At 71.9% G+C, this 20,164-nt stretch carries 18 protein-coding genes and 1 other RNA gene; 6 read left to right on the plus strand and 13 right to left on the minus strand.

Annotated elements, in window-relative coordinates; genetic code table 11:
• Nucleotides 1–103: 103 nt before the first annotated feature.
• Both PGN25_13485 and PGN25_13490 read right to left on the minus strand, forming a co-directional pair.
• Nucleotides 104–1,303 carry a glycosyltransferase family 4 protein gene (locus tag PGN25_13485; GenBank protein MEH3118565.1) on the minus strand — a complete coding sequence of 400 codons (1,200 nt, stop codon included), beginning with the start codon at nt 1,301–1,303 and terminating at the stop codon, nt 104–106.
• Nucleotides 1,304–1,539: 236 nt separating this feature from the next.
• A complete protein-coding gene (locus tag PGN25_13490) occupies nt 1,540–2,118 on the minus strand; it encodes a polysaccharide export protein (GenBank protein ID MEH3118566.1) in 579 nt (192 codons plus the stop codon).
• A gap of 218 nt (nt 2,119–2,336) precedes the next feature.
• Between PGN25_13490 and PGN25_13495 the strand changes: the two genes are divergently transcribed.
• The gene (locus PGN25_13495; protein MEH3118567.1) at nt 2,337–4,694 is read left to right on the plus strand and encodes a lipopolysaccharide biosynthesis protein; all 2,358 of its coding nucleotides are present in this window, start codon (nt 2,337–2,339) and stop codon (nt 4,692–4,694) included.
• A 649-nt stretch (nt 4,695–5,343) separates the two neighbouring features.
• Here PGN25_13495 and PGN25_13500 read toward each other — a convergent pair.
• From PGN25_13500 to ffs, 3 genes are all read right to left on the minus strand, one after another.
• Nucleotides 5,344–5,667: a YbaB/EbfC family nucleoid-associated protein gene (locus PGN25_13500; GenBank protein ID MEH3118568.1), complete on the minus strand. Its 324-nt coding sequence runs from the start codon at nt 5,665–5,667 to the stop codon at nt 5,344–5,346.
• A gap of 87 nt (nt 5,668–5,754) precedes the next feature.
• The gene (locus tag PGN25_13505; protein ID MEH3118569.1) at nt 5,755–7,620 is read right to left on the minus strand and encodes a DNA polymerase III subunit gamma/tau; all 1,866 of its coding nucleotides are present in this window, start codon (nt 7,618–7,620) and stop codon (nt 5,755–5,757) included.
• A gap of 56 nt (nt 7,621–7,676) precedes the next feature.
• An RNA gene (ffs, locus tag PGN25_13510) (signal recognition particle sRNA small type) lies at nt 7,677–7,775 on the minus strand.
• Nucleotides 7,776–7,865: 90 nt separating this feature from the next.
• Between ffs and PGN25_13515 the strand changes: the two genes are divergently transcribed.
• Nucleotides 7,866–8,348 carry a DUF5991 domain-containing protein gene (locus PGN25_13515; GenBank protein MEH3118570.1) on the plus strand — a complete coding sequence of 161 codons (483 nt, stop codon included), beginning with the start codon at nt 7,866–7,868 and terminating at the stop codon, nt 8,346–8,348.
• 115 nt (nt 8,349–8,463) lie between these two features.
• On the opposite strand, the gene PGN25_13520 is transcribed toward PGN25_13515, so the two are convergent.
• From PGN25_13520 to PGN25_13535, 4 genes are all read right to left on the minus strand, one after another.
• Nucleotides 8,464–8,937: a low molecular weight phosphatase family protein gene (locus PGN25_13520; protein ID MEH3118571.1), complete on the minus strand. Its 474-nt coding sequence runs from the start codon at nt 8,935–8,937 to the stop codon at nt 8,464–8,466.
• Between the two features lie 261 nt (nt 8,938–9,198).
• Nucleotides 9,199–9,711, minus strand: coding sequence for a UPF0262 family protein (locus tag PGN25_13525; GenBank protein ID MEH3118572.1), 513 nt, complete (start codon nt 9,709–9,711; stop codon nt 9,199–9,201).
• A gap of 144 nt (nt 9,712–9,855) precedes the next feature.
• Nucleotides 9,856–11,151, minus strand: a complete 1,296-nt coding sequence (gene hisD, locus PGN25_13530; protein ID MEH3118573.1) for a histidinol dehydrogenase — start codon at nt 11,149–11,151, stop codon at nt 9,856–9,858.
• Between the two features lie 31 nt (nt 11,152–11,182).
• Nucleotides 11,183–11,638, minus strand: a complete 456-nt coding sequence (locus PGN25_13535; GenBank protein MEH3118574.1) for a DUF2948 family protein — start codon at nt 11,636–11,638, stop codon at nt 11,183–11,185.
• A gap of 232 nt (nt 11,639–11,870) precedes the next feature.
• On the opposite strand from PGN25_13535, the gene PGN25_13540 reads away from it, so the two are divergent.
• Nucleotides 11,871–12,221: a hypothetical protein gene (locus PGN25_13540; GenBank protein ID MEH3118575.1), complete on the plus strand. Its 351-nt coding sequence runs from the start codon at nt 11,871–11,873 to the stop codon at nt 12,219–12,221.
• Nucleotides 12,222–12,286: 65 nt separating this feature from the next.
• Here PGN25_13540 and murA read toward each other — a convergent pair whose 3' ends face one another.
• Both murA and PGN25_13550 read right to left on the minus strand, forming a co-directional pair.
• Complete coding sequence (gene murA / locus PGN25_13545; GenBank protein MEH3118576.1) at nt 12,287–13,576, minus strand: UDP-N-acetylglucosamine 1-carboxyvinyltransferase; 1,290 nt, start codon at nt 13,574–13,576, stop codon at nt 12,287–12,289.
• Nucleotides 13,577–13,781: 205 nt separating this feature from the next.
• Complete coding sequence (locus PGN25_13550; protein MEH3118577.1) at nt 13,782–13,949, minus strand: hypothetical protein; 168 nt, start codon at nt 13,947–13,949, stop codon at nt 13,782–13,784.
• Nucleotides 13,950–14,515: 566 nt separating this feature from the next.
• Between PGN25_13550 and hemA the strand changes: the two genes are divergently transcribed.
• Both hemA and PGN25_13560 read left to right on the plus strand, forming a co-directional pair.
• Entirely contained in the window at nt 14,516–15,904 is a 1,389-nt protein-coding gene (gene hemA, locus PGN25_13555; GenBank protein ID MEH3118578.1) for a 5-aminolevulinate synthase, read from the plus strand.
• Between the two features lie 262 nt (nt 15,905–16,166).
• Nucleotides 16,167–16,634, plus strand: a complete 468-nt coding sequence (locus PGN25_13560) for a hypothetical protein (protein MEH3118579.1) — start codon at nt 16,167–16,169, stop codon at nt 16,632–16,634.
• Nucleotides 16,635–16,641: 7 nt separating this feature from the next.
• Here the strand turns inward: PGN25_13560 and PGN25_13565 are convergent, their stop codons facing one another.
• Nucleotides 16,642–17,088 carry a DUF2059 domain-containing protein gene (locus PGN25_13565; GenBank protein ID MEH3118580.1) on the minus strand — a complete coding sequence of 149 codons (447 nt, stop codon included), beginning with the start codon at nt 17,086–17,088 and terminating at the stop codon, nt 16,642–16,644.
• 150 nt (nt 17,089–17,238) lie between these two features.
• On the minus strand, nt 17,239–17,970 hold the full coding sequence (locus PGN25_13570) for an MBL fold metallo-hydrolase (protein ID MEH3118581.1): 732 nt from the start codon (nt 17,968–17,970) through the stop codon (nt 17,239–17,241).
• Nucleotides 17,971–18,640: 670 nt separating this feature from the next.
• On the opposite strand from PGN25_13570, the gene PGN25_13575 reads away from it, so the two are divergent.
• Complete coding sequence (locus PGN25_13575; protein MEH3118582.1) at nt 18,641–20,023, plus strand: 3-deoxy-7-phosphoheptulonate synthase class II; 1,383 nt, start codon at nt 18,641–18,643, stop codon at nt 20,021–20,023.
• Nucleotides 20,024–20,164: the final 141 nt, after the last annotated feature.

Here is a 20,164-nt window from a genome sequence, read left to right on the forward strand (position 1 = left end):
GATACGACCATCGGTCGGCTTCCCCGCAGCGTGGTAGCAGCCGCACTCGGTGCGGACCGTGGAGCGTTGGGACAGGGGTGCGGTTTCGGTCACGGCGCCCCCTTCATGCCGTGGCATGGATCGGCGCCGTCATGATCCCGCGCGCGCGAAAGGCGGCGGCGTAGCCGCACAGAACATCGGCCGCCATGCGGTTCATGGAGAAGCGCGTGCGCAGCGAGTCGCTGAGAGCCCGGGCACGACCCTGGCGCCGCTCCGGCGTCTCATCGAGAATGCGGGCGATGGCCCCGCTCAGCGCGGCGCAATCGCCGGGCGGAACGAGGTCGCCGGAGAAGGCGCCGAAGATCTCGGGAATGCCGCCGACATGGGTCGCCACCAGGGGCTGGCCGGCGGCCGCCGCCTCCAGCACGACGTAGGGAAGGGACTCGGCGAGGGAGGGCACGACCATGACGCGGCCCCGCCCCAGGATCGGGCGGATCGCCTGAGGCGGCTCGAAGGCGATGGCGTGGCGCAGGCCCAGATTCTCCGCCATGGCCGCGAGGCTCTCGGTATCGGGGCCGGAGCCGACCATCAGCAGCCGCAGGCTGCGGCCCTGCCCGCGCAGGCGCGCGAGCGCCCGCAACAGGACCGGCAGGCCCTTGGCCTCGCGCAACTCGCCGACATAGACGAGATCGAACGAATCGGCCGCCGTGCCGACGGGTGCGAACTCGGCCTCGGCGATGCCGTTATGGACGATGCGCGCGAGGTGCGGCGGACCGCCGGCATAGGCCGCATGGCGGGCGGCGACGTACTCGCTCTCGAACAGGAACAGGTCGGTCCGGTGGGCCATGATCCGCTCGGCCGCCATGTAGAGCCGGTGCAGCGGCGTGCCGGGCCGGTAGTTGTAGCTGCCGCCATGGGGGGTGTAGGCGCGGATCACGCCGCGGCCGCTTCCTCCCAGCGGCGCGAGGCGGGCGAAGACGCCGCCCTTGGCGCCGTGGCCGTGCAGCACCGTGGCTCCGACGGCCAGCGCACGCCTCCGCACGGCGCGCAGGGCCTGGAGGTCGCCGGCATGCGGATTCCGGCGCATCGGGAGCCGCACGACGCCGAGCGCCAGATGCGGCGCGAGTTCGGCCAGCGCCCGCTCGGCCCGCTCGCCCCCCGTGGACGCATCGCAGACGAGGCCGACCGCGTGCCCGGCCGCGGCCTGGAGGCGGGTGAGATCGACCACGTGGCGGAACAGGCCGCCGACCGGTGCCCGGAACACGTGGAGGATGCGATGCCGCTCGTCGGCGCCGCTGCGGTCGGGCAGGTCCGAGGCGGGCAGGTCCGAGGTGGGAAGTTCGGCTGCGAGGGAGGCAGCGAGAGGGGCGGCCACGTCGATCGGTCTCCGCGCGAACGGTCCCGATACGGGGCCGGTCGGGCGGACGATCGTCGCGGCACGGTCAGCGGGCGGTTAAGGGGTGCGGTCGCATGCAGCGGAAAAGACCGCCGGGCCCGGGCGTCGGGCGGCTTTCGCCGATTTCGGTTAGGCGTCGATGAACACCGGAACCCTCGGGATCGTCAAAAGAACCGTTCCTTGATGACGATCGTGTCGCCCGGCCGCACGGCGTAGGACATCGGCACGATGCCGTTGATCAGGCCGCCCGGCGCGTCACGGGTCAGCACGGCGTAATCGCGTGCCGCCCGCGGCCCGAACCCGGCGGCGATCGCCACCGCGGTCTCGACCGTCATGCCGTTGACGTAAGGATACTGGCCCGAGGTCGTCACCTCGCCGAGGATGTAGAAGGGCCGGTAGGCATCGACCTCGACGGTCACGTGCGGCTCGCGCACATAGCCGGCCGCGAGCTTCGATTCGATCAGCCGGGCGGCCTGGGCCGTCGTCTGCCCGCCGACCTGGACCACGCCGATCAGCGGCATGGCGATGCGCCCGCCGCCGTCCACCGCGTAGATGTTGGACAGGTTGTCCTGCCCGAACACGATGACCCGCAGCCTGTCGCCGGCGGCCAGGGAGTAGCGCGCGCCGATGGAGCCCGTGCCGGTGGCGTCGAGGTCCGTCGTCCGGAAATCCGGGCGCAGGCAGCCGCCGAGGGCGAGAACCGCCGGAAGGGTCAGGAGGAATGCGCGCCGATGCATCGCCATCGCCGTTGTGATGAACCTCGGCCGGTTCATAGATCGATAGGGTTAATGAATGCTGATCCGGCCAAGCTCCGCCGCGCCCGTTCCCGGAGCAGCGCGCGTTCCGAAGGCCGGACACGGAGCCCGCGCGCCTTAACGCGAAGTCAACCTTAACGGTCTCTACTGGGCGCAGGACGGATCGACACCCTCGATCCGAGCCCTGCCTCGCGTAAAGACTGCCCATGCCCCGCCTCAGGCTGTCGACCGATCCGTCTCCCCTGTCCCACGGCGGCCCCGGCGGCCCCGGCGAGGGCATGGCGGTCTCGCAGATCGCCGGCGTGCTGCGCCGCTCCTGGGCCTGGATCGCGGTGCCGACCCTCGTCGCCGCGCTCGGGGCCGGCGTGTTCGTCCAGGTGGTCGCGCCGCGCTTCACCGGCGAGGCCAAGGTCCTGCTGGAGAGCCGCGATCCCGCCTTCGCCCGCACCGCCGCCGAGCGGGGCGAGCAGACCCTGCCGATCGACGAGCAGGCGGTGGCGAGCCAGGTGCAGGTGGCGATGTCGCGCGACATCGCCCGGGAGGCGATCCGCAGCCTGAAGCTCGCCGGCAATCCCGAATTCGATCCGCAGGCCGAGGGCGCCTCGGCGATCCGGCGCACGCTGATGATGCTCGGGCTCGCCTCCGCGCCGATGGAGCGCGGCGCCGAGGATCGCATCCTCGAGAACTACCTCGATCACCTGCTGGTCTATCCGGTGGGCAAGTCGCGCATCCTCGCCATCGAGTTCCGCTCGCGCGATCCCGACCTCGCGGCCCGGGGCGCCAACACGGTCGCCGACCTCTACCTCGCCTCGCTGGCCGCGGCATCGGTCGACACCGCGCGCTACGCCTCGACCTGGCTCGGCAACAACATCGAGACCCTGCGCGCCCGCGTCGCCGAGGCCGAGGCGAAGGTCGAGGCGTTCCGCACGAAGAACGGGCTGATCGGCGCGGGCAGCAGCGCGGCCTCCCAGCCGCTCTCCTCGCAGCAGCTCTCCGAACTGTCGAGCCAGCTCTCGCAGGCCCGCACGATCCAGGCCGACCTGACCGCCCGCGCCAAGCTGCTCAAGGACATGATCAAGGAGGGCCGCGCCTTCGAGATCCCGGATGTCGCCAACAACGAGCTGATCCGGCGCACGGTCGAGAGCCGGATGGCGATGCGGGCGCAGCTCGCCCTGGAATCGCGCACGCTGCTGCCGGCGCATCCCCGCATCAAGGAGCTGACCGCGCAGGTCCAGGATCTGGAGAGTCAGATCAAGGCCGCGGCCGAGCGGGTGGTGCGCACCCTGGAGAACGACGCCAAGATCGCGGGGGCCCGGGTCGAGAGCCTGCGCGCCACGGTCGAGGGCCAGCAGGACGTGGTGGCCCGGGGCAACACCAGCGAGGTGCAGTTGCGCGCCCTGGAGCGCGAGGCGAAGTCGCAGCGCGAGCAGCTCGAATCCTACCTCGCCCGCTACCGCGAGGCCGCCGCGCGCGACGCCGAGAGCGCGAGCCCGGCCGATGCCCGCGTCGTCTCCCGCGCGGTCGCGCCCGATCTGCCCTCCTTCCCGAAGAAGGGGCCGATCGTCGCCTTCGCCACCGTGCTCGCCTTCCTGCTCGCCAGCGCGGGCGTCGTCGGCCGCCACCTCCTCGTCACGCCGCCGGGGCCGGACGGGGACCGCACCGAGAACGAGGATGAGCCGCCCGCCCGCCGTGCGGAAGGGGACGGTCCGCGCGATCCCTATCCCGAGCCGGAGCCGCCCTCGCGCCGCGGTCCGGCGCACGAGCCCCTCTACGGTGCCCCCTACCCGGCTTCCGCCGCGGAGCGCTTCGCCCCGGCGCTCGCCTTCGCCCATTCCCTGCGGGCCACGGCCACGGTCCACCATCCCGTCTTCGCCAGCCCGGCGCCGATCGTCTCCGAACAGCCTCCGCGCGGCGGCAGGGGGGGAATCGACGTGCCGGCCAGGGCTTCCGCCTCCTCCGCCGATCTCGACGGGCTGATCGCCCGGCTCGAACACGGGGCCGGCGGGCGCTCCAAGGGCGGCTGCGTGCTCGTGGTCGAGACGCTGCGCACGGGCGGCGTGCCGGGCCTCGCCTCCGACCTCGCCCGCGTGCTCGGTCCCCGCGGGCAGACGCTGCTGATCGACGTGAACGGGGCGTCGACCGACCCGGCGGAGCCGGGGCTCACCGACCTCGTGGCCGGCGCGGCCGACTTCCTCGACGTGATCCAGCCGGTGCGCGGCTCGCGGCTGCACGCGGTCAAGCGTGGCTTCGCGCCCCTCGACGTGCTGGTGGAGGAGCCGCAGGGGCTCGCCATCGGGCTCAACGCCCTGTCGCAGAGCTACGATTGGGTGCTCTGCCACCTCGACGCGAGCCTCGGCCGGGACGCGTCCGACCTCGTCACCGCGGTCGGCCCGTGCATGGACGCGATCGTGATCGCCTCGGATGCCGCGACCGACGACCCCGCGCTCGTCGGGCTCTACCGTCTCGCCAAGGAGGCCGGAACCCGTCAGGTCCTGGTCGCCCGCAACGCGGACGACGCGCGGGGGGATGATTCGGGCGCGATGCCGCTGCGGCTCTCCGCCTGACGGAGGCGATTCAGGGGGGCGGCGGCGATCGCGGGGGCAGCCGAGAACGGGTTGGGCCTCGTCCCGAAAGGGGGCTCCGGCTTGTCTGAAAAGACGGTGCACAATCGAAAACCGGGAGCCTCTCCCCGGACGCGGCGGTGGTTCCGCCGGCGCTGATCGGAGAAAGGCCGGCGAAACCGCCGAGCCTCGCTCGGGGGCCGCGTTCGGCCCGGCCCGTCACCTTTGCCCGTTCGACGGGATGCCTGCCTTAACAACATTTGGAGTTGCGGCCGCCGCAGCCGCCCTCGCCCGACGGCGATGCGGGACAGGTCCTCGCTGTGACGCGTCCATGTCCTTGATCCACCGTCTCGTTCGGCGAGCGGTGACGGGGGACGCGATGGGCCGGCGATCGCTGTGACAGGGCGACGCAGACGGGTGCGCCATCGCGCAGGGTAATCGCTCGAAGCCGCATGAGCGGCTTCGCGGCGCGAAGAGCGCCGCGCGGAGCGGGTTTTTCAGGACATTCGTCCTGAAAAACATCGAGCGGAGCGAAAGCCTGAGCCCGCGGAGGCGGGCGCCGGCGACTGAGGCCGGCAAAAACCAGGGCAATCTCTTTCAAGCGATTGCCCTGCGCCATCGCGCTTGCCCGAGGGGCGATGTGTGAATCGCCTCAGAACGGCAGCTTCATGCCGGGCGGCAGCGGCAGGCCCTTGGTCAGGTCCGCCATCTTCTCCTGCGCCGTCGCCTCGGCCTTGGCCCGCGCATCGTTGCAGGCGGCGACGATCAGGTCTTCGAGGATCTCGCGCTCGTCGGCCACCATCAGGCTCGGATCGATCGAGACGCCGAGCACCTGACCCTTGGCCGTCATCCGCACGCCGACGGCGCCGCCGCCGGAGGCGCCCGACACCTCGACCGAGTCGAGTTCGGATTGGAGCGAGGCCATCTTCTCCTGCATGGCCTGGGCCTGCTTCATGATGCCCATGAGGTCGCGCATGATGGGTCCGCTCCGGTTCGGGTCGAGGAAAATTCCGCTCTCCGCACTTAGGCGCGAAGGGTTTCGTCTGCCAGGGCGCGGCTCCGCTCAAGCCTCGTCGTCGTCCGCCTCGTCCGGGGGCGGCGCGGCCGGTCCGGCCTGCGAGGCCGCGTCGGTCATGTCGGCCTCCGGCGCCTTGTCGCGCACGTCGACGATCTGCGCCCCGGGGAAGCGGGACAGCACCTCGCGCACGAGCGGGTGCGCGGCGGCGTTCCGGTGGCGGGTCTGCTCGGCGGTCCGCGCGTTTTCCGCGAGCGTCGGCGCGCCCTCCTCCTTGGAGAGCGCCACCAGCCAACGCCGCCCGGTCCAGGCGTCCAGCGCCCGGGCGAGGTCGGTCGGGAGGTTCTGGCGGCCGCCGGGGGCGAGCCGGAACTCGATGCGGCCCTCCTCGAAGCGCACGAGGTGCACGTCGCGCTCCAGCGCCGCCTTCAGGGCGATGTCGCGGGCGGCCTCGGCCTGGGCGACCACGTCCTCGAACCGTCCGAGCCGCGGGCCGGCAGGCACGGCCGGGCGCGGCGCCGTCTCCGGGGCGAAGGCGGGAACGGGCACGGAGGCCAGGGCCGGCCGGGACGACGGCTGCGCCGCGGGCGCCGCCGCCGTCTGCAAGGCCGCCGAGCCGTGCGAGGCCATGGCACCGCCGTCGCGCCCGGGGCTCGGGCGGCCGTTCGGGGCGGCGCCCTCCGAGGCGGCCGCGTCGGCCCGAAGCTGGCGCAGGGCCTCGTCGGGGGTCGGCAGGTCGGCGGCGTAGGCGAGCCGGACGATCGCCATCTCGGCGGCCGCGAGCGGCCGGGGCGCGGCCTGCACCTCGGGCAGCGCCTTGAGCAGAATCTGCCACGCCCGCGACAGGGCCCGTACCGGCAGGCGCCCGGCGAACCGGGCGCCGCGCACGCGCTCCGCCTCGCTCAAGGTGGGGTCGGCCTCGGCTCCCGGCACCAGCTTGAGGCGGGTGACGAGATGAGTGAAGCCGGCGAGATCCGAGAGCACCACCGCCGGGTCGGCGCCGGCATCGTACTGCGCGCGCAACTCGGCGAAGGCGGCGGGCACGTCGCCGCGCATCGCGGCCTCGAACAGGTCGAGGATGCGCGAGCGGTCGGCGAGCCCCAGCATGTCGCGCACGCCCGCGGCCGTGACCGCGCCGGCCCCGTGGGCGATCGCCTGATCGAGCAGCGAGAGCGCGTCGCGCACCGAGCCTTCCGCCGCGCGGGTGACGGCGGCGAGCGCCTCGTCCTCGGCCTCGACGCCTTCGGCGGCGCAGACCTTCTTCAGGTGGGCGGAGAGCACGTCGGCCTCGACCCGGCGCAGGTCGAAGCGCTGGCAGCGCGACAGGATCGTCACCGGGACCTTGCGGATCTCGGTGGTCGCGAACACGAACTTGGCGTGGGGCGGCGGCTCCTCCAGCGTCTTCAGGAAGGCGTTGAACGCCTTCTCCGAGAGCATGTGGACCTCGTCGACGATGTAGACCTTGTAGCGGGCCGAGACCGGCGCATAGCGGATGCCGTCGATGATGCCGCGCACATCGTCGATGCCGGTATGCGAGGCGGCGTCCATCTCCAGCACGTCCATGTGCCGGGATTCCATGATCGCCTGGCAGTGCTGGCCGAGTTCCGGCATCGACACGGTGGGGCCGGTATCCGGCTGGTCGGCGCGCAGGTAGTTGAGGCCGCGGGCGAGGATGCGGGCGGTGGTCGTCTTGCCGACGCCGCGCACGCCGGTGAGCATCCAGGCCTGCGGGATGCGGTTGGCCGCAAAGGCGTTCGCCAGCGTGCGCACCATGGCGCCCTGGCCGATCAGGTCGTCGAAGGTCCGGGGACGGTACTTGCGCGCCAGCACCCGGTAGGGCGTCGCGGCCGGCGCGGGGGCGGGCATGCCGGGCAGGCCCGGCTCGTCGGTGAGCGTGCCGTGCGTCTCGTCCATGCCGCCGTTCGGATTTTTTCGAAGAGGCCGTGCCGTCCGGCTCAAGCGGACGGCGAGGGTGGGAGGCTGGACAAAGACCCGCTCGGTCTCGTTAGGGCTGCTTCCTTCCGGACCTGACCCGGTTGGCGAGTGAAACGTCCCTCGCCAACCTCCCGCGCCGTATATGACGGCCCGCGCGGGCGGATGCAAGCGGGTTGCCTCGCCCGCCCCGCGCGGCCATGCTCCCCCGAACGAGGGGAGGAGCCATGCGAACGACCGCGATCCCGAAGCGTTGTGCCGCCCTGGCGCTGCTCGCGGGCCTGTGCGGGCCCGTCCTCGCGCAGGACCAGGCGCACGAGGGTGCCCTCAAGGATTGGCAGGGCCGCTACCGCTACGAGCACGTCGCCGGACGCACGGCCGGGGGCACGGGCATCGTCGTGAACTACGATCTGGTGCTGAAGCCCCCGGATGTCCGCGGCGGGTGCGTTCTCACCGTGCAGGGCTTCCAGGCCGACGAGAGATACCGCTGCCGGACCCGTCGGACGGGGCAGGATCTCGCCGTGGAGTTCCATCGCTACGGCGACGGCGGGACGGTCAACAAGTACGGGGTGGCGGTCTACAAGCCGGGGCAGCCGCTGTTCACCCTGGCGAAGGGAGCGGGCGGCAAGCTCGTCACCCGCTGGCAGGGCCTCAAGCCGGATGGCGAGGGTGTGGCCGAGAGCGGGGCCTATTTCGCCAGGGCGAAGTGATCCTGGCTGCCAGCGGCGCCCACAGGCGTGCCCGCGGGACCGGCAACCGTCGCGGTGCCGGATCGCTTATGCTGCCGCTCGCGACGACGGGGCGTGGCAAAACCCTGAAACCCCGTCACCCCTTCAGCCGCGCCTTGATCCGGTAGGTCAGCCCGTCGCGCACGTCGCGGTAGCCGTCGAGGCGCTGCTCGCGCGTCCCCTCCTGCACCAGCGTCGGGTCCGGTGTCGGCCAGTACTCGACATCCGCCGCGACCGTGTGGGTGAGTTCGAGGGCGCGGTGGTGGGCCTCCGGCGAGAGGGTGACGATCAGGTCGAAGTTCAGACCCTCCCAGTCCTCCAACTGCTCGACGGTGCGGGGCTTATGGCGCGCGGCGTCGATGCCGATCTCGTCGAGGGCGGCGACCATGAACGGGTCGCTCGGCTCGCCCGAGCGCACGCCCGCCGACTGCACGTAGGTCGACTTGCCGAAATAGTGGCGCGCGATCGCCTCCGCCGCCAGCGAGCGCACCGCGTTGAAATTGCACATGAACAGGACGGACTGCACCCGCCGCTTCTTCGGGCCGGTCCCGGGGATCGCGTCGTCCGCCATGCCCCGCCTTAGAGCGTCGTCCCGAAGGGGGAGGGCCGATCTGTCCGAGGAGACGATGCAGACACGGTCACCTCCCGCGAAGCCGCCCGCGACGCCGCCCGCGACGCCGCGGCCGAGATGCGCCCGGGTCGGGTGTCTCGCCAGGGGCTTCCGCACGAGCCGATACGGGCAGGCTCGATATAGGCCGCCCGGGCGGTTCCCGAAAGCGCATCGTTTGGCCGGGCGCGACGGTCGTCCGGGCACGATGGTGCCGCAGGCCGGTCAACCCTTCCAGTGCAGGGCGAAGATCAGGGTGAACAGGCGCCGGGCCGTGTCGTGGTCGAGATCGACCTTGCCCTCGAGGCGCTGCCGCAGGAGTTCGGAGGCCTCGTTGTGCAGGCCGCGCCGGCCCATGTCGATCGCCTCGATCTGCGTCGGCGAGGCGGTGCGGATCGCGCTGTAGTAGCTCTCGCAGATCATCTCGTAGTCGCGGATGACCCGCCGGAACGGGGTGAGGGAGAGCAGGTGGGTCATCACCGGCGCGCCGGCCTCCGTCGCGATGGCGAGGGACAGCTTGTTCTCGACCAGCCCGAGCACCAGCCCGTAGGGGCCCTCGTCGCGCTCGGGCAGGGTGAAGCGGTTCTCCTCCAGGATGTCGTAGATCGCGATGGCGCGCTCGTGCTCCTGGTCGGGATTGCCGCGCCCGATCGAGGCCTCGTCGAGGCGCACCGCCGCGAGCCGGTTCCGCGGCTTCTCCTGTGCCCCTTGTGCCCCCTGTCTCGGTTCGGCCTTCATCGCCGCCGCCTTCCCGCAGTCGGCGCCCGAATTCCCGGGCGCCCGGTTTCCGATCACATGAGCCGCAAGCTCAGCCCGCGGGCAAGCCGCTGCACGGCCTCGGTCCGAAAAGTGATCGCCTGCCGCCCTGAAAACCCGCGCGCGTCACGGATTCAGGCGGATCGCCACCGAGCGGGCATGCCCGTCGAGGCCCTCGGATCGCCCGAGCGCGATCGCCGCCGGCCCGAGCGCCCGCAGGGCCGCCGGATCGCAGCGCAGGATCGAGGTGCGCTTCATGAAGTCGAGCACCCCGAGCCCCGACGAGAACCGGGCCGAGCGGGCGGTCGGCAGCACGTGGTTCGGGCCGCCGACATAGTCGCCGATCGCTTCGGGCGTGTGCGAGCCGAGGAAGATCGCCCCCGCGTTCCGGATTCTTCGGGACAGTGCGTCGGCATCTTCCGTCTCGATCTCGAGATGCTCGGGGGCGATCGCATCGACCAGCGGCACCGCTTCCTCGAAGTTCCGCACGCGGATGATCGCGCCGTAATCGCGCCAACTGGCGCGGGCGATTCTTTCACGCGGCAAGGTCGCCAGGGCGCGCTCGACCGCCGCCTCCGTCGCCTCGGCCAGGGCGTCCGAATCGGTGACGAGCACGGCCTGGGCCGCCTCGTCGTGCTCGGCCTGGGCCAGCAGGTCGGCGGCGATCCAGTCGGGGTTGGCGTGCCGGTCCGCCAGGATCAGCACCTCGGACGGGCCGGCGATCATGTCGATGCCGACCTGCCCGAACACCCGCCGCTTGGCCGCGGCGACGTAGGCGTTGCCGGGGCCGACGATCTTGGCCACGGGGGCGATGCTCTGCGTGCCGTAGGCGAGCGCGGCCACCGCCTGCGCCCCGCCGACCCGGTAGATCTCGGTGACGCCGGACAGTTGCGCGGCGGCGAGCACCAGCGGGTTGAGCTGGCCCTCGGGCGTCGGCACCACCATGACGATGCGCGCCACGCCCGCCACGCGCGCCGGCACCGCGTTCATCAGCACCGAGGAAGGGTAGCTCGCCGTGCCGCCGGGCACGTAGAGGCCGACCGATTCGAGCGCGGTCCAGCGCCAGCCGGCGGTGACGCCGAGATCGTCGGTGGCGAGGTGATCCTGCGGGATCTGACGGCGGTGGAAGGCCTCGATCCGCTCGGCGGCGAGCGCCAGGGCCGCGCGGGCCTCCCCGGAACAGGCGGCGACGGCCGCCTCCACCTCCCCGGCGGTGATGCGCAGGGAGGCCTCGGAGAAGTCCTGGCCGAGCCGGTCGAGGCGGCGGGTGTAGTCGACCAGCGCCGCGTCGCCGCCCGAGACGACGCCGCCGATGATGCCGCGCACGGTCTCGTCGACGTCCTCGGCGATCTCGCGCTTGAGGCCGAGCAGGCGCTTGAACGCCTCCCCGAATTCCGGGGAGCGGCTGTCGAGGCGGATCATCGGGGGCAATCGGTCCGTCGCAGGAGGGGGGTCACGGGCGGTTCTCGACGAGGGTGCGCACGGCCTCGTGGTCGGGGCGGCCGCCGGCCTCCCAGACCGGGCCGAGATCCTTCAGGCGCACCTCGACGCATTCGAGTTCGAGCCGGATCGCCGCCCCGCCGGAGAAGACCAGGGTGGCGATGCCGGAGGGAGCCTCGGTCTCCTCGAAGGTGACGGCGAGGAGGCCGAGCGGCGCGTCGGAGGCGGCCCCCGGCGTGATGCCCTTGGCCTTGACCGACAGAACCCGCTCGAAATGCACGCCCGCGAGCCGGCGCCGGGGCGGCTCGCCCGGGGCCACCGACCAGTCGAAGCGGCGGGCCGCCATCACGAAGCGGTGTTCGCCCGGCAGCCACGCGAGGTCGTCCGCCCGCAGGATCGCGTCCTGCAGGTGGGCGGAGATGACGGCGAGATCCTCGGCATCGAGGGCGGCGAGCCTGAGAAGCTCCATGCGGATACGCTCCGGGCTCCCCGACCGGACGCGCGGGGAGCGGATTTCGAGGCGTAGGTAGCGACGCGGCCCGCCTGCGGCAACCGCCGACGCCGAAGGCGTCGGGACCGACGGCTCTTTCGGGCTCATCGCGCGTTCATGAGCGCGCGGCTAAGGTTTCTTACGGACAACCTTCGCCACTCAAGAGGGGATGCGGACGATGCGAAACGGAATTCCGGGCAAGAGGGGGAACATGGGTCGGACCTTGGGGCGCATCCTGGGCGTCGCCCTGGCCCTCGGGCTCGTGGTCAGCCCGGCGAGCGCCCAATACGACCGCGGCGGCTACGACGGCCCGCGCCGCTACGACGACGGATACGGTCGCCGCGGCTACGACGACGACGGATACGGCCGGCGCCGCGGCTACGACGACGAGGACGACGGCCCGCGCTTCCGCGGTCCCCCGCCCCCGCGTTACGGCCGCGGCGGCGGCGGCATCTGCGTCACCGCCCGCGGCAACTGCCCGACGGGCTTCGCGCCGGTCAATTCGCCCTGCGCCTGCGACATTCCCGGTTTCGGGATCAAGCGCGGCGCCGTGGCGCGCTGATCGCCCGACATCGACGCGATGAAGGCGGCCCCGGGGCGCGTATGGCGTTCCGGGGCCCGATCGTGTCAGGCCCGCACGCGCTCGATCCGCGCGCCGCAGCGGGCGAGCTTGGCCTCCAGCGCCTCGAAGCCGCGGTCGAGATGGTAGACCCGGTTGATCTGGGTCTCGCCCTCCGCCGCCAGCGCGCCGATCACCAGCGAGACCGAGGCGCGCAGGTCGGTGGCCATCACCGGCGCGCCCTTCAGCCGCTCCACGCCCTCGACCACGGCGAGGTCGCCGTCGAGGCGGATCCTGGCGCCGAGGCGGGCCAGCTCCTGCACGTGCATGAAGCGGTTCTCGAAGATGGTCTCGCGGATGCGCGACTGGCCCTTGGCCAGCGTCATCAGCGCCATGAACTGCGCCTGGAGGTCGGTCGGGAAGCCGGGGAACGGGTCGGTGGTGATGTCCGCCGGAGCGATGCCGCCGCCGTTGCGGCGCACGCGGATGCCGTCGGGCAGGGCCGTGACCTCCGTGCCGGTGGCGGCCAGCGTCTCGAGGGCCGAGGCCAGCAGGTCGGTGCGGGTGTTGACGAGGGAGACGTCGCCCCCGGTCATCGCCACCGCCATGGCGTAGGTGCCGGTCTCGATCCGGTCCGGCAGCACCTCGTGGCGGGCGCCGGACAGGCGCGCCACGCCCTCCACGACGATGCGGGACGAGCCGGCCCCCTCGATGCGTGCGCCCATCTTGGAGAGGCACGCGGCGAGATCGACCACCTCCGGCTCGCGGGCGGCGTTGTCGATCACCGTGGTGCCGTAGGCGAGCGCCGCCGCCATCAGGGCGACGTGGGTGCCGCCCACCGTGACCTTGGGGAAGTCGATCGCCGCGCCGCGCAGGCCGTTCTTGGTCCTGGCGACGACGTAGCCGCCGTCGATCTCGATCTCGGCGCCCAGCCGCTCCAGCGCCATGATCAGCAGGTCGACCGGCCGGGTGCCGATGGCGCAGCCGCCGGGCAGGGACACCTTGGCCTCGCCGAAGCGGGCGAGCAGCGGCGCGATCACCCAGAAGCTCGCCCGCATGGTCGAGACGAGTTCGTAGGGCGCGGTGGTGTCGATGACGTTGGAGGCGGTGAGCCGCACCGTCTGGCCGGTCTCGGCGGTCTGGCCGGGCCGCTTGCCGACGACCATGTGGTCGACACCGTGATTGCCGAGGATGCGGGTCAGCGCGGCGATGTCGGCCAGCCGCGGCACGTTGACGAGTTCGAGCGTCTCGCCGGTCAGAAGGCTCGCGATCATCAGCGGCAGCGCCGCGTTCTTCGCTCCCGAGATCGGGATGGTGCCGTTGAGCGGCGCGCCGCCGGTGATGTGGATGCGATCCATCGGGGTCCTCGGAGCGCCTCCGGATCGATCGCGGAGGTCGCCTTCACGTCTCGGGCGCGCGGGCGCCGCTCGGTCGAAGGTGAGGTATAGGCGGTATCCGGCAAAAAGAAGAAGCGTGGCCGCACGCTCCGGCCCGCGCCCGGCGCATCCGCCCGAAAAGCGATGGCGAGCCGGGCGGTCGAGCCAGGCGCTTGGCGCCGCCGCGCTAACGCTTCTCCGCCGGCGGTGCCCCATGGGTTGCCTTCGCGGCCGGCTCGGCCTCGGCGGCCGGCGCATCCTCCGCGCGGCCCCGGGCCTGCGCCTTGCGACGGCGCAGGTTGTCGCGCAGGGCCGCCCTGAGGCGGGCGGCGCGCTCCTCGTCCTTGGTCCCCATCGCCTGTCCCGAGACGGTCCCGCCCGATGCCGGGCGGCGCGGCCGTCATAGCCGCCATCGGAAGACGCGTAGCGCGGTTTCCGCGAGGCCGCCAGCCGGACACCGGCACGTCACGGGCGGCGCCATCCCGCCCGCGACCCATCGTCACCCGAGGCCCGGCCGGTCGACGGGCGGGCCCGCGATCCGGCCGAAGGTCGCCCGCAGAACGCACCCGCGCACCGCTGCGGATGCGGGCCGATCTCCCGGCGCGTGCGAGGCCGGGCGTTCGTTCGGGCCCGTGCAAAGCAGGAATGTCTCGAACTCACCTTGAACCAGTTCGAAAATACCTCCTATCTTGCGATCTCGACGGACCCGGCGGGAACCCCTGCCGGGAACACTCGGCCCCGCGGCGAAGCAGGGCCCGCCGGCCGGTGACGCGCATCTCCCTGGGAGCTGAGCCTCGGGAGATCACCGCCCCGGCCGCGAACGGTTCGGCACCGCCCTTTCCGGGGCGGCGCCCGGGCCCGGATTCTCTCCCCGAGGCGTCCCGAGAAGAACGCCCGGCCAGCCGAAAGCGTCGAGGACGGATGCCCGTGAACCTGATGCCCGTGAACGCTGCCGACAGCGCCTGCCCGCCCGACGAGTCGATCGTGGGTGGCGACGGCGGCGTGGACGAAGCCGGTGCAAGCAACGGCCGGGCCAGGTTCGAGCGGCCGGCGGCCCGCCCGCCCGGACCGCGCACGGATTACGACGGCCATTTCCGCGCCGCCCTCGACCGGCTGCACGGCGAGCGCCGCTACCGCGTCTTCGCCGACATCGAGCGGATCTCCGGCCGCTTTCCCCAGGCGACGTGGCGCCGCCCGGAGGGCGGCAGCCGCGAGATCACCGTGTGGTGTTCCAACGACTATCTCGGCATGGGCCAGCACCCGGAGGTAGTCGGCGCCCTGACCCAGACCGCCGCGCGCTGCGGCGTCGGCGCGGGCGGCACCCGCAACATCGCCGGCAACAACTCGCCGCTGGTCGATCTGGAGTGCGAGCTCGCCGACCTGCACGGCAAGGAGGCGGGCCTCGTCTTCACCTCGGGCTACGTCTCGAACCAAGCCGGCATCTCGACCATCGCCAAGCTGATCCCGAACTGCCTGATCCTGTCGGACGCCTTCAACCACAATTCGATGATCGAGGGCGTGCGCCATTCCGGCTGCGAGAAACGCGTCTTCCGCCACAACGACCTCGACCATCTCGAACGACTGCTGGCCGAGGCCGGCGACCGGCCCAAGCTGATCGCCTTCGAGTCGGTCTACTCGATGGACGGCGACGTGGCGCCGATCGGCGCGATCTGCGACCTCGCCGACGCCTACGGCGCCATGACCTATCTCGACGAGGTGCACGCGGTCGGCCTCTATGGCGAGCGCGGTGCCGGCATCGCCGAGCGCGACGGCGTCATGCACCGGGTCGACGTGATCGAGGGCACGCTGGCCAAGGGCTTCGGCTGCGTCGGCGGCTACATCACCGGCTCGGCGACGCTGTGCGACGCGGTGCGCAGCCACGCGGCCGGCTTCATCTTCACCACCGCACTGCCGCCGGCCATCGCCGCCGCCGCCCGCGCCTCGGTGCGCTACCTCAAGCGCTCGAAGACCGAGCGCGAGGCGCACCAGCGGCAGGCGGCCCGCACCAAGGCGGCGCTGGAAGCCGCCGGCCTGCCGGTGCTCGCCACCGAGACCCACATCGTGCCGGTGATGGTGGGCGATGCCGAGCTGTGCAAGGCGGCGGCCGACCACCTGCTGGAGCGCCACGGCATCTACATCCAGCCGATCAACTATCCCACCGTCCCGCGCGGAACCGAGCGCCTGCGCATCACGCCCTCGCCCTTCCACGACGACGCCCGCATCGCCGCCCTGACCGCGGCCCTGATCGAGACCTGGGACACGCTCGACCTGCCGCGGGCCGGGACGGTGTTCGCGGCCGCCGCGGAGTAGGCTTCCCGAAGGCCGCGGCGTCGCTGCACTGCCCGCATGGCCCCGGCCTTCGATCGCACCCGCCTCCTCGAGGCTCTCGAACGGCTCGGCGCGGATCTTTCCGCGCGGGGGCTGTTCGTGGAACGGGCGGTCTACGGCGGCGGGGCGCTGATGCTGCAATTCGCATGGCGGCGCGGCACGCGCCGTACGTCTCGATCTACGGCGAGACGCCGCCGGACGAGGCGCGCCTGCGCTTCCGCTCCGTCCTCGCGGACGCGCCGCGATGAGGCGCGCCTCCTTGCGCGCGGTGGTCGAGCGGGCCCGCGCGGACGGCGACTGGGATCACCACCTGCAGAATTTCCTCGACGCCTTCTATGCCCTCGACGGCGACGTGACGGCGCAGGGGGCGATGATCGCCGAGGATCCCGGCTTTCTCGGCCGGGCGCGGCCCGATGCCTTCCTCGGCGGGGTCGGCGAGTATCTCGCCCGGCGCTGGCGGCTGCCGTGCATCCCTCCTTGGGTGCGGCACGCGGGACGCTATCTCGACACGGCGATGTTCGTGCCCGACGAGCGCAACCTGCGCCGTTACCTGCTCTGCGTCAGCCCGGTCTCGTTCCGCCCGCGCCTGATCTTCACCGGGCCGGACCCGCTCCAGCGCGCCCGCTTTCCCTATCATCGCGGCGTGATCCGGATGCCGCTGACGTTCCCGGAGGGGCCGCAGGCCGCGGCCCCGTTCGCGCCGAAGACCTGAGCGGGGTTCAGCGCCGCTTGACCTCGTTCCCCCAGCCATGCGCCGCGGCGGCCTTCTCGATCTTCTCCTTGAGCTGCGGCATCAGCGTGCCCATCCATTGCTGCATGCCCGTCAGCATGGCTTGGCTCAGTTGCGGCTGCGCCTTGACGAGGTTCTTGCCCGCCGGCGTTGCGTAGAAGGCCGCCACCGCCTTCAGATCCTCCTTCGAGAGGACCGAGGCGAAGGTCAGGGCCTGGATCGCCAGAAGGTCGTCGTAGTTCTCGGAGAGCGTGGGCAGGACGACCTCGTCCACCATCACCTGGGCCTTCCTCGGGTCTGTCAGGCCCATCTGCTGCATCACCCCGGCCATCGGCGCCTTCATTGCCGCGATCACCGCGGCCCGGTCCCCCTGCGCGGCGGCGACGACCTCGCGGGCGGCGGCCAGACGCTCCGGATCGGCGGTGCCGGTCGGCACGGCGGGTTTCGCGGGGACCTGCGCCGAGGCAGGCGCCGGAATCGGCCCTCCGAGCAGCCCGAGACAGAGGGACCCGTACAGCACGACCGTTCGCATGATTCGCCTTTCCCCTTGGTTGAGGAGCCAAGAGGCGGCACGCAGGCCGGGATGTCAAAGCGTGACGACGAGCCCGTCCTCCGCCGCGATGTAGCCGTCCGGCGGGTGGGCGATCATCTCCGGGCTCATATGGGTGAGCATCAGGCGCTTCGGGCCGATCTCGGGCAGGCGCCGCTTCAGCGTCGCCCAGTCGAGGTGGAACTTCACCGGCCGTTCCACGGTGTAGCCCTCGGCGATCATCAGGTCCGCCCCGCGCCCGGCCGCGACGATCGCCTCCACCCACTCGGTGTCGCCGGTATAGCTCACCACCCGGCCGCCGGCCTCGATCCGCAGGGCGTGCGCGGGCGCGCCGGACGGGTGGCGCATGGTGAAGGCGGTGGCGGTGACGCCCGCGGCCCCGACCGGACGCCCGGCCTCCATCTCCACGACCTCGACGGAGAAGCGCCGCCCGGCGGTGCCGGAGCCGGGAAACAGCACCTCCATCGCCGCCGGCAGGCGCTCGGCGGTGCCCGGTGGGCCGACCACGGTGAGCGGGTCGGTGCGCCCGCTGACGAGTTGCCCGTCGAGGATCAGCCAGGGCAGGCCGCCGAAATGGTCGCCGTGGAGATGGGTGAGGAACACCGTGCGGATGCGGTTCGGCTCGACGCCGAAGCGGCGGATCGCGATCAGCGAGGAGGCGCCGCAATCGATCAGGAAGGCGCCCTCCGGTCCCTCGACGTGGAAGCAGGTGTTGAAGCGTCCGCCCGAGCCGAAGGCGTCGCCGCAGCCGAGAACCTGGAGCCGCATCGGTCCCTCCTCGTTTCGTACCGGGACGGGATCTCGGTCGCCGATGTCCGGCGGCAACCGCCGGGACAGGCCTTTTTCCCGTGCGATGGCCCGCCCTGGCGATGACCCGCTGGAACAGCGAATTGGACCTCAAGGATGAAGTCCAGGCCGACTAAGAGCCTGTTCGACCGGCCGCCGTGTCTTCGTCAGGCCACGGCAAGGCGAGAGGAAAGCCCTACTCCCATCTCGACCCTCAGGATGAGGGTCGAGATGGGAGTACCGCAGTCAAACAGGCTCTAAGAGATTGTTTGATCAGGGCCGTCCGATCTGCAACATCATCCTGAGTGCCGCGAAGCGACTTCGAGGGGTCCTACCGTTCTCGCACGGATCCCTGGAGCATCCTTCGAAGCCTCCGCTGCGCTCCGGCCCCTCCGGGGGAGGGAAGGCTGGTCGGATGTCCCCGGTCAAACGACCTCCGAAAGGGCCGACCTCGGTGCACTACGGGCGGAACCGGCCGGGCGGCGGCTCCACTGCGTCAGTCGCCACGTCCGTGAGCGGCCGCTCTTCCCCTCCCTGCATGGAGCAGGCACGGCCAACTCGCCACTGGCAAGAAACCGCTCTATAAGCCCGGCTTCGCGCGAGGCGGGAGGGCCCGCGCGCATCACCCGGTGGGGTGAGCGGAGAGAAGATCATGGCCGAGCGGTGGACCCCGAAAACCTGGCGCAACCTGCCGATCCAGCAGGTCCCGTCCTATCCGGACGCGTCCGCGCTCCAGGCCGTCGAGGCGCAGCTCGCGAGCTTTCCGCCGCTGGTTTTTGCAGGTGAGGCCCGCAAGCTGAAGGCCGCGCTGGCGCGCGTGTCGACGGGCCAAGCCTTCCTGCTCCAGGGCGGCGATTGCGCCGAGAGCTTCGACGAGCACTCGGCCGACAACATCCGCGACTTCTTCCGCGTCTTCCTGCAGATGGCGATGGTGCTCACCTTCGCGGGCGGCTCGCCCGTGGTGAAGGTCGGCCGCATCGCCGGGCAGTTCGCCAAGCCGCGCTCCTCGCCGACCGAGACGCTCGACGGCGTGTCGCTGCCGAGCTACCGCGGCGACATCATCAACGGCCTGACCTTCACCGACGAGGCCCGGATCCCCGATCCGAAGCGCCAGCTCGAAGCCTACCGGCAGTCGGCGGCGACGCTCAACCTGCTGCGCGCCTTCGCCACCGGCGGCTACGCCAACCTCGAGAACGCGCATCGCTGGATGCTGGGTTTCGTGAAGGATTCGCCCCAATCCTCGCGCTACCGCGACGTGGCCGAGCGGATGTCGGACGCGCTCGACTTCATGCGCGCCATCGGCATCAACCCGGAGACGCACCAGGAGGTCCGCACCACGGACTTCTACACCAGCCACGAGGCGCTGCTGCTCGGCTACGAGGAGTCGCTGACCCGCGTCGATTCGACGAGCGGCGACTGGTACGCCACCTCCGGCCACATGCTCTGGATCGGCGACCGCACCCGCCAGCCGGACCACGCCCACGTGGAATACGCCCGCGGCATCAGGAACCCGATCGGCCTGAAATGCGGGCCCTCGACCACCGCCGAGGGGCTGATCCGCCTGATCGATCTGCTCAATCCGGAGAACGAGGCCGGACGTCTCAGCCTGATCTGCCGCTTCGGCGCGGACAAGGTCGGCGACCACCTGCCGGGGCTGATCCGCACGGTGCGGCGCGAGGGCCGCACCGTCGTGTGGGTCTGCGATCCGATGCACGGCAACACCGTCGCCGCCGGCCGCTACAAGACCCGGCCGTTCGAGCGGGTGATGCAGGAGATCGAGGGCTTCTTCGGCGTCCACCGCGCCGAGGGGACGATCGCCGGCGGCATCCATCTGGAGATGACCGGCAAGGACGTCACCGAGTGCACCGGCGGCGCCCGGGCGCTGACGGCCGACGACCTTCAGGACCGCTACCACACCTATTGCGATCCGCGCCTCAACGCGGAGCAGGCGCTGGAGGTGGCCTTCCTGACCGCCGAACTGGTCAAGCGCGAGCGCGCCGAGATCGAGCGCCCGCGCCTCGACGCGGCGGAGTAGGCGCGGACCGAGCGCAGGGCCGATTCGGGGGCGGGGTGATCCGGCGGGGTCGCCCCGCCCTTTTCACAGGATCGGGGAAACGCCGCCCACCGCTTCCCGCAGCCGACGAAATCGTCGGCGAAGCACCACATCGGCGCGCGT

The sequence above is a fragment of the Methylorubrum populi genome (genome assembly GCA_036946625.1).
GTDB lineage: Bacteria > Pseudomonadota > Alphaproteobacteria > Rhizobiales > Beijerinckiaceae > Methylobacterium > Methylobacterium populi_C.

Excerpts from the sequence above, each read along its gene's own strand:
- PGN25_13490 (MEH3118566.1), bottom strand. The coding sequence starts at position 2,118 with ATGGCGATGCATCGGCGCGCATTCCTCCTGACCCTTCCGGCGGTTCTC.
- PGN25_13495 (MEH3118567.1), top strand. The coding sequence starts at position 2,337 with ATGCCCCGCCTCAGGCTGTCGACCGATCCGTCTCCCCTGTCCCACGGC.
- PGN25_13500 (MEH3118568.1), bottom strand. The coding sequence starts at position 5,667 with ATGCGCGACCTCATGGGCATCATGAAGCAGGCCCAGGCCATGCAGGAG.
- PGN25_13505 (MEH3118569.1), bottom strand. The coding sequence starts at position 7,620 with ATGGACGAGACGCACGGCACGCTCACCGACGAGCCGGGCCTGCCCGGC.
- PGN25_13515 (MEH3118570.1), top strand. The coding sequence starts at position 7,866 with ATGCGAACGACCGCGATCCCGAAGCGTTGTGCCGCCCTGGCGCTGCTC.
- PGN25_13520 (MEH3118571.1), bottom strand. The coding sequence starts at position 8,937 with ATGGCGGACGACGCGATCCCCGGGACCGGCCCGAAGAAGCGGCGGGTG.
- PGN25_13525 (MEH3118572.1), bottom strand. The coding sequence starts at position 9,711 with ATGAAGGCCGAACCGAGACAGGGGGCACAAGGGGCACAGGAGAAGCCG.
- hisD (MEH3118573.1), bottom strand. The coding sequence starts at position 11,151 with ATGATCCGCCTCGACAGCCGCTCCCCGGAATTCGGGGAGGCGTTCAAG.
- PGN25_13535 (MEH3118574.1), bottom strand. The coding sequence starts at position 11,638 with ATGGAGCTTCTCAGGCTCGCCGCCCTCGATGCCGAGGATCTCGCCGTC.
- PGN25_13540 (MEH3118575.1), top strand. The coding sequence starts at position 11,871 with ATGGGTCGGACCTTGGGGCGCATCCTGGGCGTCGCCCTGGCCCTCGGG.
- murA (MEH3118576.1), bottom strand. The coding sequence starts at position 13,576 with ATGGATCGCATCCACATCACCGGCGGCGCGCCGCTCAACGGCACCATC.
- PGN25_13550 (MEH3118577.1), bottom strand. The coding sequence starts at position 13,949 with ATGGGGACCAAGGACGAGGAGCGCGCCGCCCGCCTCAGGGCGGCCCTG.
- hemA (MEH3118578.1), top strand. The coding sequence starts at position 14,516 with ATGCCCGTGAACCTGATGCCCGTGAACGCTGCCGACAGCGCCTGCCCG.
- PGN25_13560 (MEH3118579.1), top strand. The coding sequence starts at position 16,167 with ATGAGGCGCGCCTCCTTGCGCGCGGTGGTCGAGCGGGCCCGCGCGGAC.
- PGN25_13570 (MEH3118581.1), bottom strand. The coding sequence starts at position 17,970 with ATGCGGCTCCAGGTTCTCGGCTGCGGCGACGCCTTCGGCTCGGGCGGA.
- PGN25_13575 (MEH3118582.1), top strand. The coding sequence starts at position 18,641 with ATGGCCGAGCGGTGGACCCCGAAAACCTGGCGCAACCTGCCGATCCAG.